The 19,552-nt window shown below is 39.9% G+C and carries 22 protein-coding genes; 4 read left to right on the forward strand and 18 right to left on the reverse strand.

Features of this window, described 5'->3' with window-relative positions:
• Nucleotides 1-231: 231 nt before the first annotated feature.
• Entirely contained in the window at nucleotides 232-393 is a 162-nt protein-coding gene (locus CKJ95_RS23485) for a hypothetical protein (protein WP_165918276.1), read from the reverse strand.
• 346 nt (nucleotides 394-739) lie between these two features.
• Between CKJ95_RS23485 and CKJ95_RS16360 the strand changes: the two genes are divergently transcribed.
• The 3 genes from CKJ95_RS16360 to CKJ95_RS23880 all read left to right on the forward strand — a co-directional run bounded on the left by CKJ95_RS16360 (nucleotide 740) and on the right by CKJ95_RS23880 (nucleotide 5,348).
• Entirely contained in the window at nucleotides 740-2,338 is a 1,599-nt protein-coding gene (locus tag CKJ95_RS16360; protein WP_099354528.1) for an SWIM zinc finger family protein, read from the forward strand.
• A gap of 12 nt (nucleotides 2,339-2,350) precedes the next feature.
• Nucleotides 2,351-5,104, forward strand: coding sequence for a DEAD/DEAH box helicase (locus CKJ95_RS16365; protein WP_099354529.1), 2,754 nt, complete (start codon nucleotides 2,351-2,353; stop codon nucleotides 5,102-5,104).
• A 118-nt stretch (nucleotides 5,105-5,222) separates the two neighbouring features.
• The gene (locus tag CKJ95_RS23880; protein ID WP_257215822.1) at nucleotides 5,223-5,348 is read left to right on the forward strand and encodes a hypothetical protein; all 126 of its coding nucleotides are present in this window, start codon (nucleotides 5,223-5,225) and stop codon (nucleotides 5,346-5,348) included.
• A 67-nt stretch (nucleotides 5,349-5,415) separates the two neighbouring features.
• Here CKJ95_RS23880 and CKJ95_RS16375 read toward each other — a convergent pair whose 3' ends face one another.
• The 8 genes from CKJ95_RS16375 to ssb all read right to left on the reverse strand — a co-directional run bounded on the left by CKJ95_RS16375 (nucleotide 5,416) and on the right by ssb (nucleotide 10,827).
• Nucleotides 5,416-6,042, reverse strand: coding sequence for a hypothetical protein (locus CKJ95_RS16375; protein WP_099354531.1), 627 nt, complete (start codon nucleotides 6,040-6,042; stop codon nucleotides 5,416-5,418).
• A gap of 70 nt (nucleotides 6,043-6,112) precedes the next feature.
• Nucleotides 6,113-6,658: an RNA polymerase sigma factor gene (locus tag CKJ95_RS16380; RefSeq protein ID WP_099354532.1), complete on the reverse strand. Its 546-nt coding sequence runs from the start codon at nucleotides 6,656-6,658 to the stop codon at nucleotides 6,113-6,115.
• A gap of 74 nt (nucleotides 6,659-6,732) precedes the next feature.
• Nucleotides 6,733-7,929, reverse strand: coding sequence for a hypothetical protein (locus tag CKJ95_RS16385; RefSeq protein ID WP_099354533.1), 1,197 nt, complete (start codon nucleotides 7,927-7,929; stop codon nucleotides 6,733-6,735).
• A 16-nt stretch (nucleotides 7,930-7,945) separates the two neighbouring features.
• Nucleotides 7,946-8,776, reverse strand: a complete 831-nt coding sequence (locus tag CKJ95_RS16390; protein WP_099354534.1) for a hypothetical protein — start codon at nucleotides 8,774-8,776, stop codon at nucleotides 7,946-7,948.
• The gene (locus tag CKJ95_RS16395) at nucleotides 8,773-9,462 is read right to left on the reverse strand and encodes an ABC transporter ATP-binding protein (protein WP_099354535.1); all 690 of its coding nucleotides are present in this window, start codon (nucleotides 9,460-9,462) and stop codon (nucleotides 8,773-8,775) included. Before CKJ95_RS16395 ends, CKJ95_RS16390 begins: the two co-directional genes overlap by 4 nt.
• Nucleotides 9,463-9,473: 11 nt before the next feature.
• On the reverse strand, nucleotides 9,474-9,839 hold the full coding sequence (locus CKJ95_RS16400) for a GntR family transcriptional regulator (protein WP_099354536.1): 366 nt from the start codon (nucleotides 9,837-9,839) through the stop codon (nucleotides 9,474-9,476).
• 434 nt (nucleotides 9,840-10,273) lie between these two features.
• The gene (locus CKJ95_RS23490) at nucleotides 10,274-10,450 is read right to left on the reverse strand and encodes a hypothetical protein (RefSeq protein WP_180271553.1); all 177 of its coding nucleotides are present in this window, start codon (nucleotides 10,448-10,450) and stop codon (nucleotides 10,274-10,276) included.
• Between the two features lie 35 nt (nucleotides 10,451-10,485).
• Complete coding sequence (gene ssb, locus CKJ95_RS16405) at nucleotides 10,486-10,827, reverse strand: single-stranded DNA-binding protein (RefSeq protein ID WP_099354537.1); 342 nt, start codon at nucleotides 10,825-10,827, stop codon at nucleotides 10,486-10,488.
• A 305-nt stretch (nucleotides 10,828-11,132) separates the two neighbouring features.
• On the opposite strand from ssb, the gene CKJ95_RS16410 reads away from it, so the two are divergent.
• Nucleotides 11,133-11,570, forward strand: coding sequence for a YwpF-like family protein (locus CKJ95_RS16410; RefSeq protein ID WP_099354538.1), 438 nt, complete (start codon nucleotides 11,133-11,135; stop codon nucleotides 11,568-11,570).
• Nucleotides 11,571-11,614: 44 nt separating this feature from the next.
• Here the strand turns inward: CKJ95_RS16410 and CKJ95_RS16415 are convergent, their stop codons facing one another.
• The 9 genes from CKJ95_RS16415 to CKJ95_RS16455 all read right to left on the reverse strand — a co-directional run bounded on the left by CKJ95_RS16415 (nucleotide 11,615) and on the right by CKJ95_RS16455 (nucleotide 19,502).
• Nucleotides 11,615-11,983, reverse strand: coding sequence for a hypothetical protein (locus CKJ95_RS16415; protein ID WP_099354539.1), 369 nt, complete (start codon nucleotides 11,981-11,983; stop codon nucleotides 11,615-11,617).
• Nucleotides 11,984-12,158: 175 nt separating this feature from the next.
• Entirely contained in the window at nucleotides 12,159-12,593 is a 435-nt protein-coding gene (fabZ, locus tag CKJ95_RS16420) for a 3-hydroxyacyl-ACP dehydratase FabZ (RefSeq protein WP_099354540.1), read from the reverse strand.
• Between the two features lie 152 nt (nucleotides 12,594-12,745).
• Entirely contained in the window at nucleotides 12,746-13,042 is a 297-nt protein-coding gene (locus CKJ95_RS16425) for a DNA-directed RNA polymerase subunit beta (RefSeq protein WP_099354541.1), read from the reverse strand.
• A gap of 98 nt (nucleotides 13,043-13,140) precedes the next feature.
• Complete coding sequence (locus tag CKJ95_RS16430; protein WP_099354542.1) at nucleotides 13,141-13,983, reverse strand: flagellar hook-basal body protein; 843 nt, start codon at nucleotides 13,981-13,983, stop codon at nucleotides 13,141-13,143.
• A 93-nt stretch (nucleotides 13,984-14,076) separates the two neighbouring features.
• Nucleotides 14,077-14,913, reverse strand: coding sequence for a flagellar hook-basal body protein (locus tag CKJ95_RS16435; protein WP_099354543.1), 837 nt, complete (start codon nucleotides 14,911-14,913; stop codon nucleotides 14,077-14,079).
• Between the two features lie 312 nt (nucleotides 14,914-15,225).
• Nucleotides 15,226-16,227 carry a rod shape-determining protein gene (locus CKJ95_RS16440; RefSeq protein ID WP_099354544.1) on the reverse strand — a complete coding sequence of 334 codons (1,002 nt, stop codon included), beginning with the start codon at nucleotides 16,225-16,227 and terminating at the stop codon, nucleotides 15,226-15,228.
• Between the two features lie 148 nt (nucleotides 16,228-16,375).
• A complete protein-coding gene (spoIIID, locus tag CKJ95_RS16445) occupies nucleotides 16,376-16,651 on the reverse strand; it encodes a sporulation transcriptional regulator SpoIIID (RefSeq protein ID WP_010677153.1) in 276 nt (91 codons plus the stop codon).
• A 294-nt stretch (nucleotides 16,652-16,945) separates the two neighbouring features.
• Nucleotides 16,946-17,608: a 3'-5' exonuclease gene (locus CKJ95_RS16450; RefSeq protein WP_257215826.1), complete on the reverse strand. Its 663-nt coding sequence runs from the start codon at nucleotides 17,606-17,608 to the stop codon at nucleotides 16,946-16,948.
• 13 nt (nucleotides 17,609-17,621) lie between these two features.
• On the reverse strand, nucleotides 17,622-19,502 hold the full coding sequence (locus CKJ95_RS16455) for a DUF294 nucleotidyltransferase-like domain-containing protein (RefSeq protein WP_099354546.1): 1,881 nt from the start codon (nucleotides 19,500-19,502) through the stop codon (nucleotides 17,622-17,624).
• Between the last annotated feature and the right edge of the window lie 50 nt (nucleotides 19,503-19,552).

The raw sequence follows: 19,552 nt of genomic DNA on the forward strand, positions 1-19,552 counted from the left end.
GCTTGAAAACCACTGACCAATGCTGGGTAACCACAAACAACTGTAATGTTTGTGGAAACAATTATGCCAAAAAAACACACGATTATCTATGACCCAAATTTATTATTTCTATAAGCCAAAAGTAGTATAACATGTCCTTTTATGCCCAATAAAAAAACTGCCACCTCATAGGTAGACAGTGTTAGACAGGTCCCTTGTCCCAAATCTATGTGTTGGCTTACCCGTTATTGGCTATGCTGTAGGTGAGCCTTTAATATCGTTAGCTATGTCTTTGATAAATTTCTTCATATCTATATCTGTACTTCTTTCGCCTTTCATATAAGCACGAATTAACGCTCTTCTAACCTGGTTTTGATCAATCGAAATATCCTTACCCGAAGATTTAGGATCCAAATTATGTTCACTCCTAGTTGGAAAAATACATAGGTTTTCGAACCCTGCTACTGTGAAGGATGGAGACGCCTCCACACAACAGAGTTCGATAAGTGCCTGAGTGGCCAGGACACTATGGGAGAAAATGATTTCTTGGGGAGTTTGGATGGAGAAACCAGCTCCGCCAAGTAATTACTATACATGTACGCTGAAGACTTCTTTTTTGCGACTGTCTTTTGAAAAAACTTTCTAAATTTAGGTAATACGCAAACACTTTCGAAGGCCAAAATGCCAATTTGTTCTATTTTACGGTATAATAAAAAGATGTGATTTCATCAATCTATGCAACATGGGGAGTGAGACTAGCTTGCTTCAAAAAGATATTCCAAAGGATGCGGTCATGCATTTTTCCGAAAAGCTTCGGGGCATGATTACATTCGACAATGAAGTTGACCGGACATTAATCAAAAAAGGACTAAACCTCTTCCGTCAGGGGAGTGTTTATAATGTAAAATACAACGGGCAGAAGTTGGAAGGACGCGTTCAGGATGTCACACCTGTTGATGTTACACTGGATCTCGACTCTCTCGAAACGAGCAGCTGTTCGTGCCCAACTACTGCTTTCTGTCGTCACCAGATGGCTTTGTTTTTCTATATGTATGCGAGTGTTGACCGAGTCGGGTCTTTGCTTGAGCAGTGGAAAGAAGGCAGTAAACCGAAACCTACCCTTGAATCCATTCCTGTAAAAAAAGGAAGCATCCTAGAGCGTGTGGAATACAAGGAAAATTCACTCGAAAGCTGGCTTGCCCTTTTTGACAAGGAATACGCACGGTTTGAATCAGGACACCCTGAAAAAACGATATACTTTTTCGCAACGCTGTACCATTCTTTTTTTCAAACATTAAAAAGAAAAGCCCCTTATTCTGAGGAGTACAAGCGCTTATTTCATATTCATGCAGCCCTTTTTTGCATTCGTAAAACAGTCGAGCTGCTTGATCAAATGGAAGTTCGAAACTATCAGGTGGACACGTATATCAAGCCTTATTTTCATAATTTCACAGACATCGTACTTGATCATTCATTAGAAATGAAGAAAGTGTCACTGCCATTTTCCTTTGATACTCTCCTTGAGGAAAGCATCCAACCAGTTCGTGAGACACTGCTTTGTCAGTCGATGTTTCAATATGAGCGCATGCAAATGTACCGTTTGCTATGGGCGACCTTTTTTAATCAAAAAAAATGGATAGAAATCGAACAGAGCGCCCTGGATACCGATCATCCAGTACACCAGATTGCCTTTGCCCATCTTCGCTTTTTACTAAAGGATGATACGAGTGCAATCGAATCAATGAAAAAGCTTGGGCACGATGCGACGCCTTATAGTTTCTGGTGGATTTCCTATCTATCTGAATCAAAAAGTTGGGACCGTGTTCGTCCTTGGATTGAACATGCTTTAGAGGGCATTCGGACGTTTATTTTTGGCATCCAAAGCTATGAAGGCCGCCGTCATATGACAAGATTGTTTTTACAAAACATAATGCCGTACGCCGAGGAACAAGATGATACGGTTTATATGGATGCCGTAAAAAAGCTCCTCCCGTACAGTTATGTCGAGTACAATGACTATTTGCTTGAGACTGAACAATTCCGGAAATGGGTCGAACTGCAAATCATGCTCGGCTATGATATCGATGAAATAGACCGTTATATTTTAAAAGAAATTGAAAGCCACGATCGGAGTGCATTGTTTCCTCTTTATCACCAGGCCGTTGCAAAGGCAATTGAGGGTAAAAATCGGCCAAGCTATAAAAAAGCCGTTAAATATTTGCGCAAGATCCGAACTCATTATAAAAAATGTAAACAAGAAGACGTCTGGGAGGACTATATTACGAGACTTGCCACGATGAACAAGCGATTACGTGCCTTCCAGCAGGAGCTGATTCGGGCTTCTATGATTTCGGAGTAAAGGGGTGAGATGATGGTAATTGGAGAAACATTTGTAATCCATGCAGAATGGGTTGCCGAAAAAGGATTTTATGTTTGGTGCACCACAGACGATGGAGATGAGATTCGGATAAAAAACTGGAAGCAAAACCTCTTTGCATGGCATGAGGCCTCCTTTTACGGGACCTTCCTCGAAGAGAACGACTTTCAACATCATGATGCCGTTCTACTTTCACCCTGGCAGGCATTTACCTATTTTGGAGAATTACCGGTTAATTCCCTGATCGAAGTAGAGCTTAGCGAGAATGCCGAACACTATCACGCGCTTTCGAGCAGCTTGCTACCGCTTGTTAAGGAAGGCGATTTTATGCCCGACTTTGATTATTGGCGCAAATCAGAGCGTTTTGGCTGGAAACCGATTGGCACTGAAGTAACGGGATTTGCAGCTGAGTGGTTTTCTGAAGCCATCACCGATTGGATTCAAGCGGATTCCACGCTCTCTGACTCTTGGGAGGAAATTGCCTCAACTTTCCCGCTTGTAAAAAGTACTGCGGGAGCTGAGTTTGTCGTTGATGAAAACAATTGGCTCGAACGGATTGGTTGGAAGGAAGACCTTACTCCATTTGATGTCATGCTCCAAATTGAGGAACCGGAAATGGACAATGGCTCGTGGAAGTTACAAACTGTACTTCGCAGCAAAAAAAAGCCCTATAAAACACATATGGATCTACCAAAGGAATGGGCGCCTTTTGAGGAAAAAATCACGAATGACCAGGAGATGTGGTGCAAACTTGTTCCATGGCTTCGCGATGAGGAAGGAATCGTTCACCAGTTAACGGAGCGTCAGGCCTGGGACTTTTTAACGGAAGCAAGCTCAAGGCTTATCGATGCTGGAGTCGGAATCTTGTTACCAGCTTGGTGGCAAGCGATCAAGGACGCCCAGCTTGCGATTAAAGCAAAGGTAAAAACAACTGCTGGTGGCGGGCGCCAATCGTTCGTTGGGTTGCAGTCCATCGTCAATTTTGACTGGCGTTTTTCAACAAACGGTGTGGAGCTTTCCGAAGAAGAATTCATGTCGCTCGTAAACGAGCAAAGACGATTAATCAATATCCGTGGTAAATGGATTAAGCTTGATCCTGCGTTTATTAAACAGGTTCAATCGATTCTAGAACGTGCGAATAAAGAAGGACTTCATATCCGCGATGTCCTAGAGCAGGAGCTATTATCTCTTTCTGAAAAAGCCGAACACGAAGAACAGGAAGCGGCACGAGCATTCGCAGGCGTTCAAATCGAACTGAACCGCCATTTGTCCCATATGATTACTCAGCTAACGGACATCAAGGAGATTCCACAGGCCGCCATTCCAGAAACCTTCAGGGGTGAGCTTCGTCCTTATCAGCAACAAGGTGTCGACTGGCTCTTATTTTTACGAAAGTTCGGTTTTGGTGCCTGCCTTGCTGATGACATGGGACTTGGGAAAACAATTCAAATGATTGCCTACTTTTTATCGGTAAAAGAAAGTGGTGCTAAGCCTGCGCTGATCATATGCCCAACATCTGTGCTTGGAAACTGGCAAAAGGAGCTTGAAAAATTCGGACCCGATTTACGCGTTCACCTTCATTACGGTTCGAACCGCTTGAAGGGTGAGGAGTTTACCCAACAAGTCAATGAGGCTGACATCGTGCTCACCTCTTACGGATTGTCTCATTTAGATGATGAGGAAATTTCCGCTTACGACTGGGGTACAATTTGCTTGGATGAGGCACAAAACATTAAAAATGCACAAACGAAGCAATCACGTGCGATTCGCAAGCTAAAAAGTGACCATAATATCGCACTGACAGGAACGCCAATGGAAAACCGCTTAACCGAGCTTTGGTCGATTTTTGACTTCATCAATCGCGGCTATTTAGGTAGTCTCGGAGGATTCCAAAAACGATTTGTGTCTCCAATTGAGAAGGACCATGACCAGGAAACTATTGCTCAACTGCAGCGATTAATCAAGCCATTTTTACTAAGACGTACGAAAAATGATGAAGCCGTTGCATTGAATTTACCAGACAAGCTCGAGCAAAAAGAATACTGTCCGTTAACAGTTGAACAGGCATCGATTTATGAGCAGCTGGTGAAGGATACATTGGAGCAAGTCGAACAGCTTGCGGGCATTCAGCGTAAAGGGTTGATTTTAAAAATGCTTGGGCAGTTGAAGCAGGTTTGTGACCATCCGGCACTCTATTTAAAAGAGGCTGCTCCGAAAAATATAGACGATCGATCTGCAAAAATGGAAAAGCTTCTTGAGTTGGTCGACCACATTCGTGACCAGAACGAAAGCTGTTTGATTTTCACCCAATATATCCAAATGGGTGAAATGATTAAGGATGTCCTTTCAAAACGTTATAACGAATCAGTAAAGTTCTTGAACGGAAGTGCTGCAAAAGTACAGCGTGACAAGATGATTGAAGGATTCCAGAACCGGGAATACAATATCTTGATTCTTTCACTGAAGGCTGGTGGAACCGGCTTGAATTTAACGGAAGCAAACCATGTGATTCACTATGACCGCTGGTGGAACCCAGCCGTCGAAAACCAAGCCACCGACCGCGCTTACCGCATCGGCCAAAAACGCTTCGTCCACGTGCACAAACTCATCGCAACCGGCACACTGGAAGAAAAAATCGACGAAATGCTGGAGAAAAAGCAGTCACTCAACGACGAAATCATCACCAGCGAAAACTGGATCACCGAACTCTCCACAACTGAACTAAAAGAACTGTTAGGTGCGTTCTAGAGTGGGTCACAGTAGTTGGTCCCTTCCCAAGATTGGGCGGTTCACAGGGGCCTCTGGGACACAGGGACAGGTCCCTTGTCCCAGGTCATACGGCAAAAAACCAAAGGAGCTGATTCAGTTGGCAGAAAAAACAACCAAACCTAAGAAAAGAACCAAAAAATTTGTGCCAAGTGAAAAGCACAAAGACAAAACCGAACCTTGGCAAAAATTCTATCATCTAGTTGAAGAAAAACTAAAGAAATGAAATGGGTGGTGACTGTTGTCACCACCCGAATTTTTTCTAGAAACCCTTACTTGCGTAGCAAACCACTCTATTGACCTACCTTCAAATCTTCCTCGTATTGCTTATATATAATATATCGCTGCATTCCACGCGTTTTTTCGTAAGCCTTTTGGATTTCAGCCACATACTCGTCATGATCGCCTTTCTTTTTTGCAATACCAGAAGCCAAGGCATGCTTCATCCACTCGGACTTCACCTGATTTCCAAGCTCAGCCGCCTGCTCCAACTTCCCCTCCTCCACAGCAACAATTGCCTGATAATAGGCTTTATACTGAGAGGGATGAATGTCCTCAATGTCCTTTTTCACTCGCAAAATATCATCCTCGTATAAGGCATGCAATGTCTTAAACAACGCCTGTCTTGCGGGATCTTTATATTTTCGAAGCAAGGACTCTGTCGCTTCCTGCACATCTTGGTCAATCCGATTACCCATACCGTAATAGAGCTTAAATGCAGGGTTTTTTCTACGTTTTTCAAGATAAGACTCTATCTTTCTTACATTTTTCTCCCCGTAAATCGGATAAATAAATAAGTAAGTACCAAGAACAACTATCACAATCATACTTATGGTCATACTTATTGGTTGACCTAGCTCCAAAAACCCTAGCAAGACTCCTAACAATAATGATATTCCAAACAAAACTACAACCCTCACCAAATCATCCCCAACAATTTGTCATTATTGGATAATTATACCTCACTAGACTCCCATAAAAAAAGACCAATCACGTCGTTTCCCATGATTGGCGGGACGAGGGGACAGGTTCATTGTCCCAGCTTTCATAGATTTGCTTCAACATCCGCTTTCCGCGAAAAAGCTTATTTTTCACAAACGAAATGTCTACACATAAAAGATCGCTAATTTCCTTGTAGCTATAATCACTAAAATAATAGAGGGATAGTGCTTGTTGGTAATCCTTAGGTAAAGCTTCGATTTGTTGGTAGAGACGTTCTCTTTCGAACCTTTCTACTATTTCATTCTCCACCATTTCATTGGTCGAATATCGCAAATCCTCCATCTCATCAACCAAAACGGTCGCTTTTACAACTTTACTACGAAGATAGTCAATACATTGATTACGTGTGATTTTATATAACCATGATTTCAATTTAGACTGTTCTCTAAACGAATTCAATTTTAAGAAGATCTTCAAGAATACTTCTTGCATAATATCATCAACAACTGCCCAATTTCGAACATATCGAAAGGCCACGTATCGTAATTCCGTTCCGTAATTCGTAATGATTTCTTCAATTTTTTGTTCCGACATTTTTTCTCACCTTATTGTGGGACACGGGACCTGTCCCCGTGACCCATTTTTGGGGGACACGGCCCTGTGTCCTACTAATTGTTGATTTCGTAAATGTATAGTTTGTAGTCTTTTTGTTCTTTTGTTTGGTTTTTCACGGTAAGTTTTCCTTCATAGAGTGACTCACCAGTGCTTAAATCACTAATCGAGAGTGGATACTCACCATTAAGTACACTTATGATATAAATCTTTCCGTTTAGTAACTTAATATAAGGATCATGTTCGCCCTTATCATGTTTTATCTTAAAGGTGTGCTTTTCGCCCCAGCTTTCCGTCTCAAGATTATACTGATTCACTACAACTTCATTTGAAGATCGACTTGGAATATATACAGTAGCTTCATTAATAACAAATGAATCAATGCCCATGCCTTCCTCTTCCAAACTAAGCTCAATCTTTTTCATTTGATTTGTTTCTATGTTATAAACGTTAATTTCATCTACAATCACTTTCGGTTCTGCCATCTCACCCTCATTTTCATAGTCAGGCTCCTCATGTGCGTACACTTGGAACAACAGATATTTTTTCGGTTCGACTGAATAATATTCATCAACGACTCTTATATCTGACCATCCATTCTCAATCTTTGGTGATCCATAGATGGTTTCATCACTAACGGCCTTTTTGTCTAAGTCAATAGTATATACATTTAGGTCCTCACCGCCTTCAGCGCGAAATCCTCTTGCTATGACCTTAATTTCGTTATTGATTGATTGGACATCCATCACATCGACCCAATGATAGTTGTCTTTATTAGGAAGATCCAACTCCATTGATGTTGTTTTGTCTGTTTTAACGTCTAAAATCTCTATTTCGAAATACATATTTTTAGAGACATTTCCATTTCCATTGCCTTCCACATTTACATACACGGCAAAATTCTCATCTGCATATAAGCTATTTGTTAAGTATTTTTTTCCTCTCATAAAATGGCTATACTTTTCTTTTAGCTGATTATACGCAGGTACCGTACTCGTCCTTGTCAATTGTTCAATGAACGATTGATTACTTAAATTAATCGTTTCATCTTTTGAAATAAGTAAGGAATGATGAATATTATTACCGCCAAAATCTCCGTTAATCCTTATATTTTCTACTTCTTCTTCATTTCCACTTACCTTTTCGATGCCGATTACAATATTTTCATCAGCCAAACTAGAATTTATATAAAAAGCACCAATCACAATCACCGTAATTAAACTTACCGAGATTATTTTCCAATATCGTTTCATGCTATTCGACCTCCTATCATACCCTTATTTTTTTGTTCATGAGGTAATTTCCGATCCATATTGCCCCAGCAAGGGTAAGTAAGCATGTACCAAGTTCCATATAGAACAATTCATTTGCATAAAAATAATTACCTAAGATAAATTCATTCACTAATATCGGTGCAAAAAAGACTAAAATGGATACTGCGGCATAAAGGATCCCGAAGAAAATCCCTTTTAATCGATATGAACGTTCAAATAGAATCGCCGTAAACACGACACATACCGCTACAATCCCAACACCGTATATGAGAATAAAGTCTGCAACTGTCATAGGGAATAAAATATTTAAGTAATGGAAGTTAGAAACTTCTGCGATTGGAAAATCAACATGAAACTCTTCTGGCACTAACCACTGTAAAATTTGCAATTCAATAGTGATTAGTATTAATTGCAAAGCAATGAGACCCAGAACAAATAATAAGATGGTTGTAGCCTTCGCTAAATAAATATTCAATCTTGCTGTTGGTAAAACGAGTAAACGATAACTAAACGTGTTCTTTCCAAGCCAATCACGGTACCAAATAAAGAACACATAAATCAGCAATGTCACTCCAGAGAGGACAATCGGCCCCATAAACCAAACAGAGCCAGAAAAATTAAAGAAGGACATTGTACCGTATTGTGAGATAAAATCACTCTTCGATAGGAGATCCTCATAAATTGCCTTGTTCGCTTTGCCTACGTATCTACGTGCTTCAACTATTACGCCAACAATTTGAACAAGCACCGTAATCCCAAGCAAAATAAGATATAGCTTTAAAAATCGAGAAAACTCGAAATTGACCAGTTTCAAAAATCGATTCATGCTCTATACACCTCTCTCATCACATCGATGACCGATTTCCCTTCATTCTCCCTGACTTCTTCGGTATCGAACTCCCTTAACACGACGCCATTATCTAGCAACACGACTTTATCAATTAAATGCTCGATATCATTGATTTCATGGGTTGTAATGATCACGCCGCGGTCCTCAATTAAATGGCTTGTAAACACATCTGCAATCTGCTCTCGACTAAAAATATCAATCCCCGAAAAAGGCTCATCCATCAAGACATAGTCAACATCCAATGCAAGTCCAAGGATTAAGTTGACCTTTGCCGTATTTCCCTTTGATAGATCCGAGATTCGGTCCGTTTCTTTTAATCTAAAAAATTCGAGTAGCTCCTCGGCACGTTTTTGATTCCATGAGTCATAGAAATCTGCCATAAACGTGAATGCTTCGTGAATTTTCATTTGAGGCAGCATCGTGATTGTATCTGGAATAAACGTAATTTTTTCATAGCTACCTTTATGAATTTTTTCTCCATTAATGAGAATTTCACCACTATTAATTGGAGTTAGGTTCATAATCGCCTTCATAAGTGTTGTTTTTCCAACACCGTTAATCCCAATCAAACACGTAATCTTTCCTTTTTCAGCAGTGAAGTTTACGCCTTTTAACACGGTTTTCCTACCAAACTTCTTGGTTACGTCCTTTACTTCAATCACCCAAATCCCCCCTATTCCTTTTCGTACTCTTGTTCAACTATTTTCAATGCCTCTTGCAAGGGCATATTAATTGACCGAACTGAATGAATAAATGTGGTAACTGCGTCTAATACCAATTCCTCACGAACCATCTTCAATACTTGTTCATCCTTCGTAATGCGACTAGGTAAATTTCCCTCTGTAAAAATCAACCCTTGTTCCTCCATTTCTTTATACGCACGCTGAGCCGTATTTGGATTTATCTTCAATTGATTCGCTAACTCTCTCCTTGACGGAATCTCCTGACCTGGTTCAAAAAAGCCTTTCGCAATTTGTTCCTTAAAAAACTGAATGACTTGAACGTATACAGGATCCCGATTATTAAACTTCACATCCATAGACCCAACTCCTAAAAAAATTTATCCCCCGTATTAAAGGGTTAATACACCAAACTCAAAAAGAAAGCTTATTTTGACAACTGTATTAAACACACCATACAGCTGTGATAAAAAAATTCCGTGGTGTATCAATCACTTAATACACCTTATGAATGTATTATATGGTTAATACACTTCAACTGTCAACACTAAAAAAGAAATAAATGTAAATAACCTATTGACCACCAAGAACAAATGTTCTAATATAAGAGTAAGAAAAAGGCCAACCATGTTGTGACCATGATTGGCGAATATTTGAAGAATTACTGGAGCATCCATCTATCTCTAGAGGAACCTTTTTGAAAAGACGACTGAGGCTGCTTACTGCGAGGTACATGAATAGTGGGGATATGTTGACTTTTCATAGTCTGAATTTCTTTTTTACAATTCTCAAATTACAACACCTTCCTTTCTAAAATACGATTGATTTGTAGAAGCCTTTCATTATAGTTTTGATCAATCTGATCCATGCGTTCTCCAATTTGACCTTGTAATATTTCTAGATGTAATGCAATACCCATAGCAAGCTTATTCAACTTATCGTTCATTGTCTTAATCTCATCATTGTTCATACATACACCTCCTACTACTCAGACATCAAGGATATTTAATTTTCTACAAGCTCCCTAGGCTTTCCACCAAGAAATTTAACAGAGTCTGCTAACACTTCAGTCACATACACCCTTTTGCCCTCATTGTTTTGATAGTTCCGGGTTTGAATTCGTCCTGTAACACCTAGAATGGAACCTTTTTTACAATAATTTGCCGTGTTTTCTGCAGTTTTCTGCCAAAGTGTACAGTTAACAAAATCGGTGTTAATTTCACCACCCGCAGTTTTAAAATTACGGCTTACCGCGAGTGTCACATGCGCTACAGCTTTCCCGTCCTGGGTGTAACGCAAATCTGGATCACGAGTCAATCTACCAACTAAAATTACTTGATTTATCATATGTTTTCCCCCTTTGTTAAGTCTAACAGGGCTATCATACTTCACGATTCGACAGAGGTAAAATTAGGAAAAATTAATTATTCAAAGAATGTCTTTATAAAAAACCGAATTTCTCTACACCTCTTTTACATTTTTTAATCGAAAATAGATTAAACCCAAGAATTATCTAAGGTTCTACAATTTTTTTAAAAAAGGGACACAATTTTCAGATTCATTTCCTCTTCTTCTACATATAATAACCAAGTAAATATGCTATAATTTAACTACCTTTATTAGTACGAAAGATTTACAAGGGGGTCAGGGATATGAAAACGTTTAAGTTGGTGTCACTTAAAGTTCTTCATCAGGACGAACAAGCGGAACGGGTCGAGGATATTCCGTTGATTGATGGATTAATCATTAATCGGGAGGATGGAGAAAACCGTTGGATTGTGGAGGCTTTTATTGAAAAACCGTATAAGGCGATTTTCGAAAAAGCAAAACAAGCCCAAGAAAAGCTTAATCTTCAAGTAACCATTTCAAAAAAATCAAATGATCCCGCCCCCTTAATGGGTGAAGTAAAGATCATTAAGGAAATGGAGAATAGTGTGAGTGTCCTTTTAGACGGAAACTTAGTTCCAGTTCGACTCAACATGGCTGAGATTGTGTTAACCGATCTTATTAAGCAAGGCTTAGAAGGCGATGGCCTGCTTGCTGAATTTAAAAACAGACTACAAGAAAAGAAAAAGACGATACAAAGTTAAAAAAGGCAGGACACGATCCCGCCTTTTCTTACGACTACAGAGACTTATTTGCCTCCGCCTGCACCGTTAGTACCACCATTGTCTCCACCAGTGCCACCGCCAGGAGCCATTTCATTGTCACCTAACTCATCATTGTCATCTTTACCCACGTCTAGGTCACCATCATTATTGTCATCTTCAATTAGATTTCCGTCACCATTTAAGTCATTATCAATGTTATTCATGTCATTATCACCAGGAACAACATCTTCCTCAGGAGTTACATCGTTATCTAGCTCGTTGTTGAAATCCTCACCCGGTGTTTCTAGTCCATCATCCTCCGGAGGCGGATCTTGGTCATCGGCGTTACAGCCGGTTACTAAAAACACAGCAAGTAAAGATCCCATTAGCTTAAGGAACCATTTTTTGTTCATTTGCAAAATCTCCTTTCTGTTTTCTTCTAAGTATTTTTGTGACCACTTGGTCTTGGCTTAGCTTTCCCCGAAGTATAAAAATGTATCAAAAAAATTACATGATTTATCTCTATTTTTTTATTTGACCAAATAAAAAAACCAGATGATCACTTTCATCCGGTTTCTACGTTAATCCTTATTCTGTTTTTTCACCTAGTGCAAACATAATTTCCGTTTCGCAAACAAGCTCTCCGTCAACCGTTGCGATCCCTTTTCCTTTGCCGATAGAGCCTCTAAGACGAGTGATCTCGACTTCTAGACGAAGTTGGTCTCCAGGAACTACCTGTCTTTTAAAGCGACAGTTATCAATTCCAGCAAAGAAAGCAAGTCTGCCTTTGTTTTCTTCTTTTTTTAGCATAGCTACTGCGCCAACCTGTGCTAATGCTTCAACAATTAACACGCCCGGCATGACTGGGTATCCAGGAAAATGCCCGTTAAAAAATTCCTCATTCGCCGTTACATTTTTAATGCCTAGCGCACGTTTACCATCTTCCATTTCAAGGATGCGGTCGACTAATAAAAATGGGTAACGATGGGGAATGATTTCCTTGATTTCATTAATATCGTACATCTTTACAATTTCCTCCTCTATGTATATAAGGACTTACTGAATAAAGTCAGTATCTTATGCCTATTATAATACAAGTGTTGGGGAAAATCTAAACTTCGTCGGGAAAGCCGTAAATTTCTAACCATAAAAAAAGAAGGCATAGGCCCTCTGTTTTATTTTTCTGCATCCTTATTTACAATGTCAACAATATGCTGCCATGTTTCTTTTTTCAAGGCATCACTTGGCTTACCATCCCCAATGACTCCGTAACCCACAACCACACCGATTAAAATGCTGGCTGCAAAAAGAACAACGACAAGCAAAAGTCGTACCCAAATCGGAATTAAGCGAATTCGAATTTTTGATTCGCGCTTTTTCTTAGGTTCTTTTTCCGTATTCTTTTGTTCGTCACGCGTTTTTCGAAAATCTTCGCGCGATTTTACTTGTGTATTGTTTAGTTCACTAGTCACTGAGATTACTCCTTATCTATAGGGTGTTCCAAGAATTGCGATTGTCTGCCTTAAATTATAGTATTCCGTAGGTTTCTATTTTTATCAAATAGTTTCGGTTATCGTAGACCGTTCACAAGCCCCATCATTTGGTCTGAGATAGAGATTGATTTTGCATTGAACTGGTAGGAACGTTGTGTCAGTAGTAGATCTGACATTTCGGTTGTTAAATTAACGTTGGACTGTTCTAGTGCTCCTTGTTGCAAACTTACTTGTTCACGTAAGGCCCCTTGAAGAGAAACGAATACGTCATCTGCTGCGATGCCAAGCTCCGCTAAATCAGGTAACGCAAATTGATTTTGACCTACTCCTTGAAGAAGCTGTGGTTTTTGAAATTCTACAACGGACAGATTAAATCGTTGCGGCGCACCTATTTCAGGGACAACCGTTATCTCCCCGTTTGCTGATATCTGAATTTCCTTAAACCCATCAACAAACGCAATTGGTTCCCCGTCTTGATCGAGTACAGGATTACCACCACTTGTCACAAGAGCAACACGATTTGTTCCGTCATTAGTTGGTGATAAATAAAGCGCCCCATCCCTTGTGAATCGAGGAACTTGAACTCCATTTTCATCGACTACTATTTGAAGAAATTGATTTTCCTTTGTGAAGGCAATATCAAGTTCACGGTCCGTTGTTTTTATCGCACCTTGGGTCATCATCATATTTGTAGACCCGAGTTTTGCACCGACACCTACTCGAACACCATTTGGAGTCAAGCGGCCTTCTTCCTGCGCAGCAACTGGTTGGTTATTAAACTGTTGGGTTAAAAGCTCACTAAAGTTGACCTGGCGTTTTTTATAACCGGTCGTGTCAGTATTGGCTAAATTATGCCCAATTGTATCAAGCTGTTTTTGTAACTGACTCATCGTATTGGTTGCTGTTATCATCGAGCGCATCTGAAGACCTCCCTACCATTTCTAATATGTCTAGCTCCAACTGTCATCGGCTCTAGTTCAAAAGCCAATAATCCGGCACACTTAGGGCTTTTCTTATAATCTTCCAATCTCGTTAACCGCTTTGTCCATACTCTTATCATACGCCTGAAGAACTTTTTGGTTGGCTTCAAATGTACGGTATGCTGTCATCATTTCCGTCATTGCCTGGGTTACATCCACATTTGAGCCTTCAAGAAATCCTTGTTTTAGCGTGTATGATACTTCAGGATTTGCCGTTGCATTAGGTAACACCAAACCATCATTCGTACGGAATAATCCATTTCCCTCTTTAGTTAGGTTTTGTGGATTTTCTGAGTAAGCAATGCCAAGACGCGTTTGGGCAAGCCCATTTACAAGAACACGGCCATCCGCTGTAACCTCAAATTGAGTACTATCGACCTGGATTCGATTTCCATTCTCATCTAGTACGTAAAAGCCTTCATTTGTTGTTAAAGAACCGGTTGGGTCAACCGTGAAGTTTCCATTTCTCGTGTATCTCACATCACCATTTGCATTTTGAACTGCAAAAAACAAAGAGCCCGGTTTGTTAGTCTCAGGATTGATCGGTAAATTTCCGTCCACTAATGCCACATCTGTGGAGAGTCCTGTTTCGCGGATATCTCCTTGCTTGAACAGTGGAGTCATTTCCTGCATATACACACCTGTATTCAATCCACCAATCGTACTCGCCGTCCGAAGGGTACCACCATTTTTAGCAGGACTTTGTATACCCTCAAGACGTTGCATTAACATTTCAGGGAAAGCACGTAAAGAACCTTGGTCCACTTTGTAGCCAGGTGTATTCGCATTAGCAATGTTATTCGTTAACATTTCCGTACGACGCTGTCCAGCAAGCATTCCAGATGCTGCAGAATAAAATCCACGTAACATGAACTCACCTCATTTTTCTATCCGAACATAATACTACTATAATAGGATGTTTAAAAAGTCGGCTGCAAATGACACATCGAATTTCTGCGTTGGCTTGCTTCTCCGTTCCTCACGTATATACTGCATACGCTCCGGTACTCAAAGCTGCGCCGCCTTGAAATTCTTGGTCCTTTTCACCCTCCCTTTTAAACCCATACTTATATTTATTATAGTAGGAAATTCCTATTTCTTCATCTGTAAATTTTAGCCACGTAATAAAATGTTGAAATGTTAGAAAGGACCTGCCGAGTCGGAAAGGTCCTCAATTACGTATTAGACTAATTTTCTTCGTGGAAGCTTATCCAAGTTTTCAAGCATGACGCCTGTACCGATTGCGACACATTCCATTGGGTTTTCAGCAATTAATACAGGTACGCGCAATTCCTCAGCTAAAAGCTGATCGATTCCGTGAAGCAATGCTCCACCACCCGTTAAAATCACACCGCGGTCAATGATGTCTGCAGAAAGCTCAGGTGGTGTACGTTCAAGTACACTTTTCGCAGCTTGTACAATTGCAGAAACCGGCTCACGTAGTGCTTTTTCAATCTCACCAGATTTAATTGTAAGTGTGCGTGGTAAACCAGTAACCATGTCACGGCCACGAATGTCAATTTCTTCATTACGTGAATCCGGGAATACCGTTGCCACTTGAATTTTAATATTCTCTGCTGTTCTTTCACCGATTAATAGCTTGTACTGACGCTTAATATAGCTTAGGATTTCCGCATCAAACGTGTCCCCAGCCATTTTGATGGATGAGGCGGTAACGATATCGCCCATTGATAGTACAGCCACGTCTGTAGTACCACCGCCAATATCAACTACCATATTTCCGCTAGGTTGGAAAATGTCCATGCCTGCTCCAATCGCAGCCACTTTTGGTTCTTCCTCAAGATAAATTTTCTTCCCACCGCTTTTTTCAGCTGCTTCCTTGATTGCCTTTTGCTCAACAGAAGTAATATTCGTTGGACAACAAATAAGGATTCTTGGCTTTGAAAGAAATCCTTTGACATTTAACTTATTAATAAAGTGCTTTAACATCGCTTCTGTTACATCAAAATCTGCAATAACACCGTCTTTTAAAGGTCGGATCGCAATAATATTTCCTGGTGTACGACCCACCATGCGTCTTGCTTCTTCACCAACGGCTAAAACCTTGCCAGTGTTTTTATCTAATGCCACTACAGATGGCTCGTTTAATACAATTCCTTTACCTTTTACGTGTATGAGCACGTTTGCAGTTCCTAGATCAATACCGATATCCCTAGCTAACATTTGAGTAACTTTCCTCCTTGCATTTTAAACAAAAATGCATCTATTTTCCTAATAATATATTGTATCACAATTTACCATATAAAATAGATATTTTGTAATTTTTTTGTAGGAAAATGTCGTAAATGCAAGAAAGAAAGTCACAGGCATGTTATTTCACTGGTTCTTCTTGTAGCTCTTCCTCTTTCTTGTACTTTAGCTTTGTCGCTTCTCCACCCCGTAAATGTCGTATTGATTTATGATAATCAAGGATTTCTTTTACTTCATTTGCCAATTCGGGATTGATTTCAGGTAGCCTTTCAGTTAAATCTTTATGGACAGTACTTTTGGAAACGCCAAATTCCTTCGCAATGACGCGAACTGTTTTTCTTGTCTCCACGATATACTTTCCAATCTTGATAGTTCGTTCTTTGATGTAATCGTGCACACTACTCGCCCTCCCTATATGGATGTGAGAAGTGTGAAATGAGACGCGTTCATGCTTCAACGAAGAAGATGTAGTATTTGAACAATATTCGTCATATGTTTTGCTGGAACTTTGAAGACGGTATACGCCCCCTCACCTCAAACACTCTCTTTGTTAGGTTTGTAACCATTTTATTAGCTTGGTTGAGGGATTATGCTATAAAAGTCAAGAGGGACAAGGGTTTTATCAAAATATTTTTAAAAATTGCTTGTTCTACCGATTGAGACAGGCCATTTTTAGCTATTGGACAACCTGTTATCTAAAAAAATGATTCTGATTATTTTCTGTCGCTTGGAGAAGATCACCCCAAGTTCGCTTTCCTCGGCTTTTAAAATGATGAAGGAGTTCAACAAAAAGATAGGCTGTCGTTAAGGCATCACCTGTTGCTGAATGACGATTATACATTCTCGTTCCAAAATTCTGAGCGTACCTGTGCAGATCCCGCATATCATAAGACGGGGAAATATATCCAATCAAATCCAACGTATCAATCGTTGGCATCCGCCCTAAACTAAATTTTTCCCGTTTCAGTTCACTTTTCAGCGCACAAATGTCAAACGATACATAATGTCCAACCAAACAGCTACTGTTGTGTTCCTTTATAAAATGAAAAAGACTTGTGATTCCTTCAATAGATGTGGGAGCGTTTTCGACCTTTTTATCTGTGATTCCTGTCAATTCGATTATTTCCTGAGAAATTTGTCGTTTAGGATTTATAAACGTATGAAATTGTTCCTCTTCACAAACCCTCAATCCTTTTACCTGAACAGCAGCAATTTCAATTAAACGATCGACGGTCGAAACCCTAAACCCCGTCGTTTCTGTATCAAAAACGGCAAACGAAATCTCCTCAATTGGAGTTGATAACGGTATTTCCTTAAGAAGTTGCTGAAAAAATGGTTTTCTACCAAAAAACACAGACTCCCTCCTTTCATATTTGGAAGTGGGCATTTACTAGAGTTTGAATCTCTTTTAAAGTTTTCACACTTAAAATGAGTTCTTCCTTTTCCTTCGTTGTTAAGTGGGAAAAATGAAGAACAGATGTGAGTTTCTCCTTGTTTTTATATTGGCGCCACCTTTGTTTCACAAATAGAAGCATCACATCTGAAGCGGCTGCTTTTACATCCTTTCCAAAACTAGCACTAAATGCCTTCTTCTCTACTAATCTATCAATTCTCTCAAATGGGGTACCCGAGATGATCCCATATTCCAGCGACAGAATTTGCAAGCAATGGTGATATGGAAATAATATTTCTTTTTTAATATCCAACTGCTTTCGATCCAATTTAAAAAGAGCACGAATTGGATGGTCTAATGAGGGAATGTGATGTTCCTGTTCATGTAGGCGATACAGAAAGATCTTGGCATTTTTCATTTGTTGGAGGAGTCTTGCTTCAAATTCCTTATGAAGTTTCTCATCTCCATATAAAAAGCGATACGAAAAGAAATTCTGTGCGAGAAGCATATTCTGATTAGTTGCATTTGTGCTCCATGTTTGAATCCTGTTCATCCATGTTTCCAATGACCCGCGCCAGCTTGGGTTGCTCGCCATCATATCTCCTAAACAGCGTGCATACCCTGCTTTCTCTAATAGATGAACGATCTCTTCTCCTAATTTTGAAAAATAACTCTCTATCTCTGGGCTATTGTTATCATAGACTAGAAAATGGTCCTGGTCGGTTAGCAAAAATTGCTCCTCACGACCTGCGCTCCCCATTTGATAAAAACAAAATACAGTTGGTGGAAGTAATCCTTCTCGTTTTGAGAGTTTCTCAATTGCCATCTCTATACATCTCTTCACAAGCCGGTCATATAGTCTTGTCACGCTATCGAGTACTTTGAAAATAGGTACTTCGTTTTGAAGTAGAGCATCGACAACATCATAAATGGCCATTTTTACAGAAGGTAACGTTTCCTGGGTTGCAGCTTCAATGGTCTTAATCGTTCTCATCATGCTGTCCTTATTGTGCCTTAATACATTTGAAAGTGTGATAATTCCTAGGATTTTACCATTCTCCACAACTGGCAAATGTTTAACTCCGTTTATAAAAAAAGTGGAAAGTGCTTCATAATAGTAGGCATATTTTGAAATGGTAATGGGGTCTTTCGTCATCACCTCTGATGCAAGTGTGTTTCCGTTTTTCTTTTCAGAAATAACTCTTGAAACGAGGTCACGCTCTGTGATAATTCCTAGCAACTTCTTCTTTTCAATGACAAGGACAGAGCTTGTGCAATGCTCAGTCATAAGTCTTGCTGCAACGCTAATGGCTGTACTAGAGTCCACCGAGACGAGTTTTTTTGTCATGATATCCTGCACTCTTCTGATGAAGGTACCATTTTCCTTGGCCATTTTCCTGAGCGTTATCTGCTCTGCTAAAGAGCTGTAGATTTCTCTAAGACGAATAGCAAGCTGAGTAAAAAGGTAATGATGGAAATGTTGATTATGTAGGCGTTTCTCAACGACATGGATCGGGATTAATAAGCATTGTCCCGCCTCGGTTGCCATCACACCAACCCGATACTCCAGGTGGGGTTTTTGCTCTCCAATTAAATCCGCAATACTGGAAAGCCCAATCAATTCGCCTGGTTTTAAAATTTCGAGAACCTCCCGATTGTCAGGTGGTCCAACAAACACTTCCGCAACGCCAGAAAGCAGCAGAAGTAACCCCTCCCGCTGCTCATTGGCATGAAACAATAAATCCGATTCCATATACACTTTTTGCTGACATAAGGATAATAAATGTAACGATTCTTCTCGTGACAATCCATGAAAAAGCGGATGATCCCTTACCATCTTATATAGCTGTTCCATGTTTTTTCCCCTCTTTTAAAAACGGTTCTACAGGATTATTCTGTAGAACC

Source organism: Fredinandcohnia onubensis, assembly GCF_002734285.1.
GTDB lineage: Bacteria > Bacillota > Bacilli > Bacillales > Bacillaceae_L > Ferdinandcohnia > Ferdinandcohnia onubensis_A.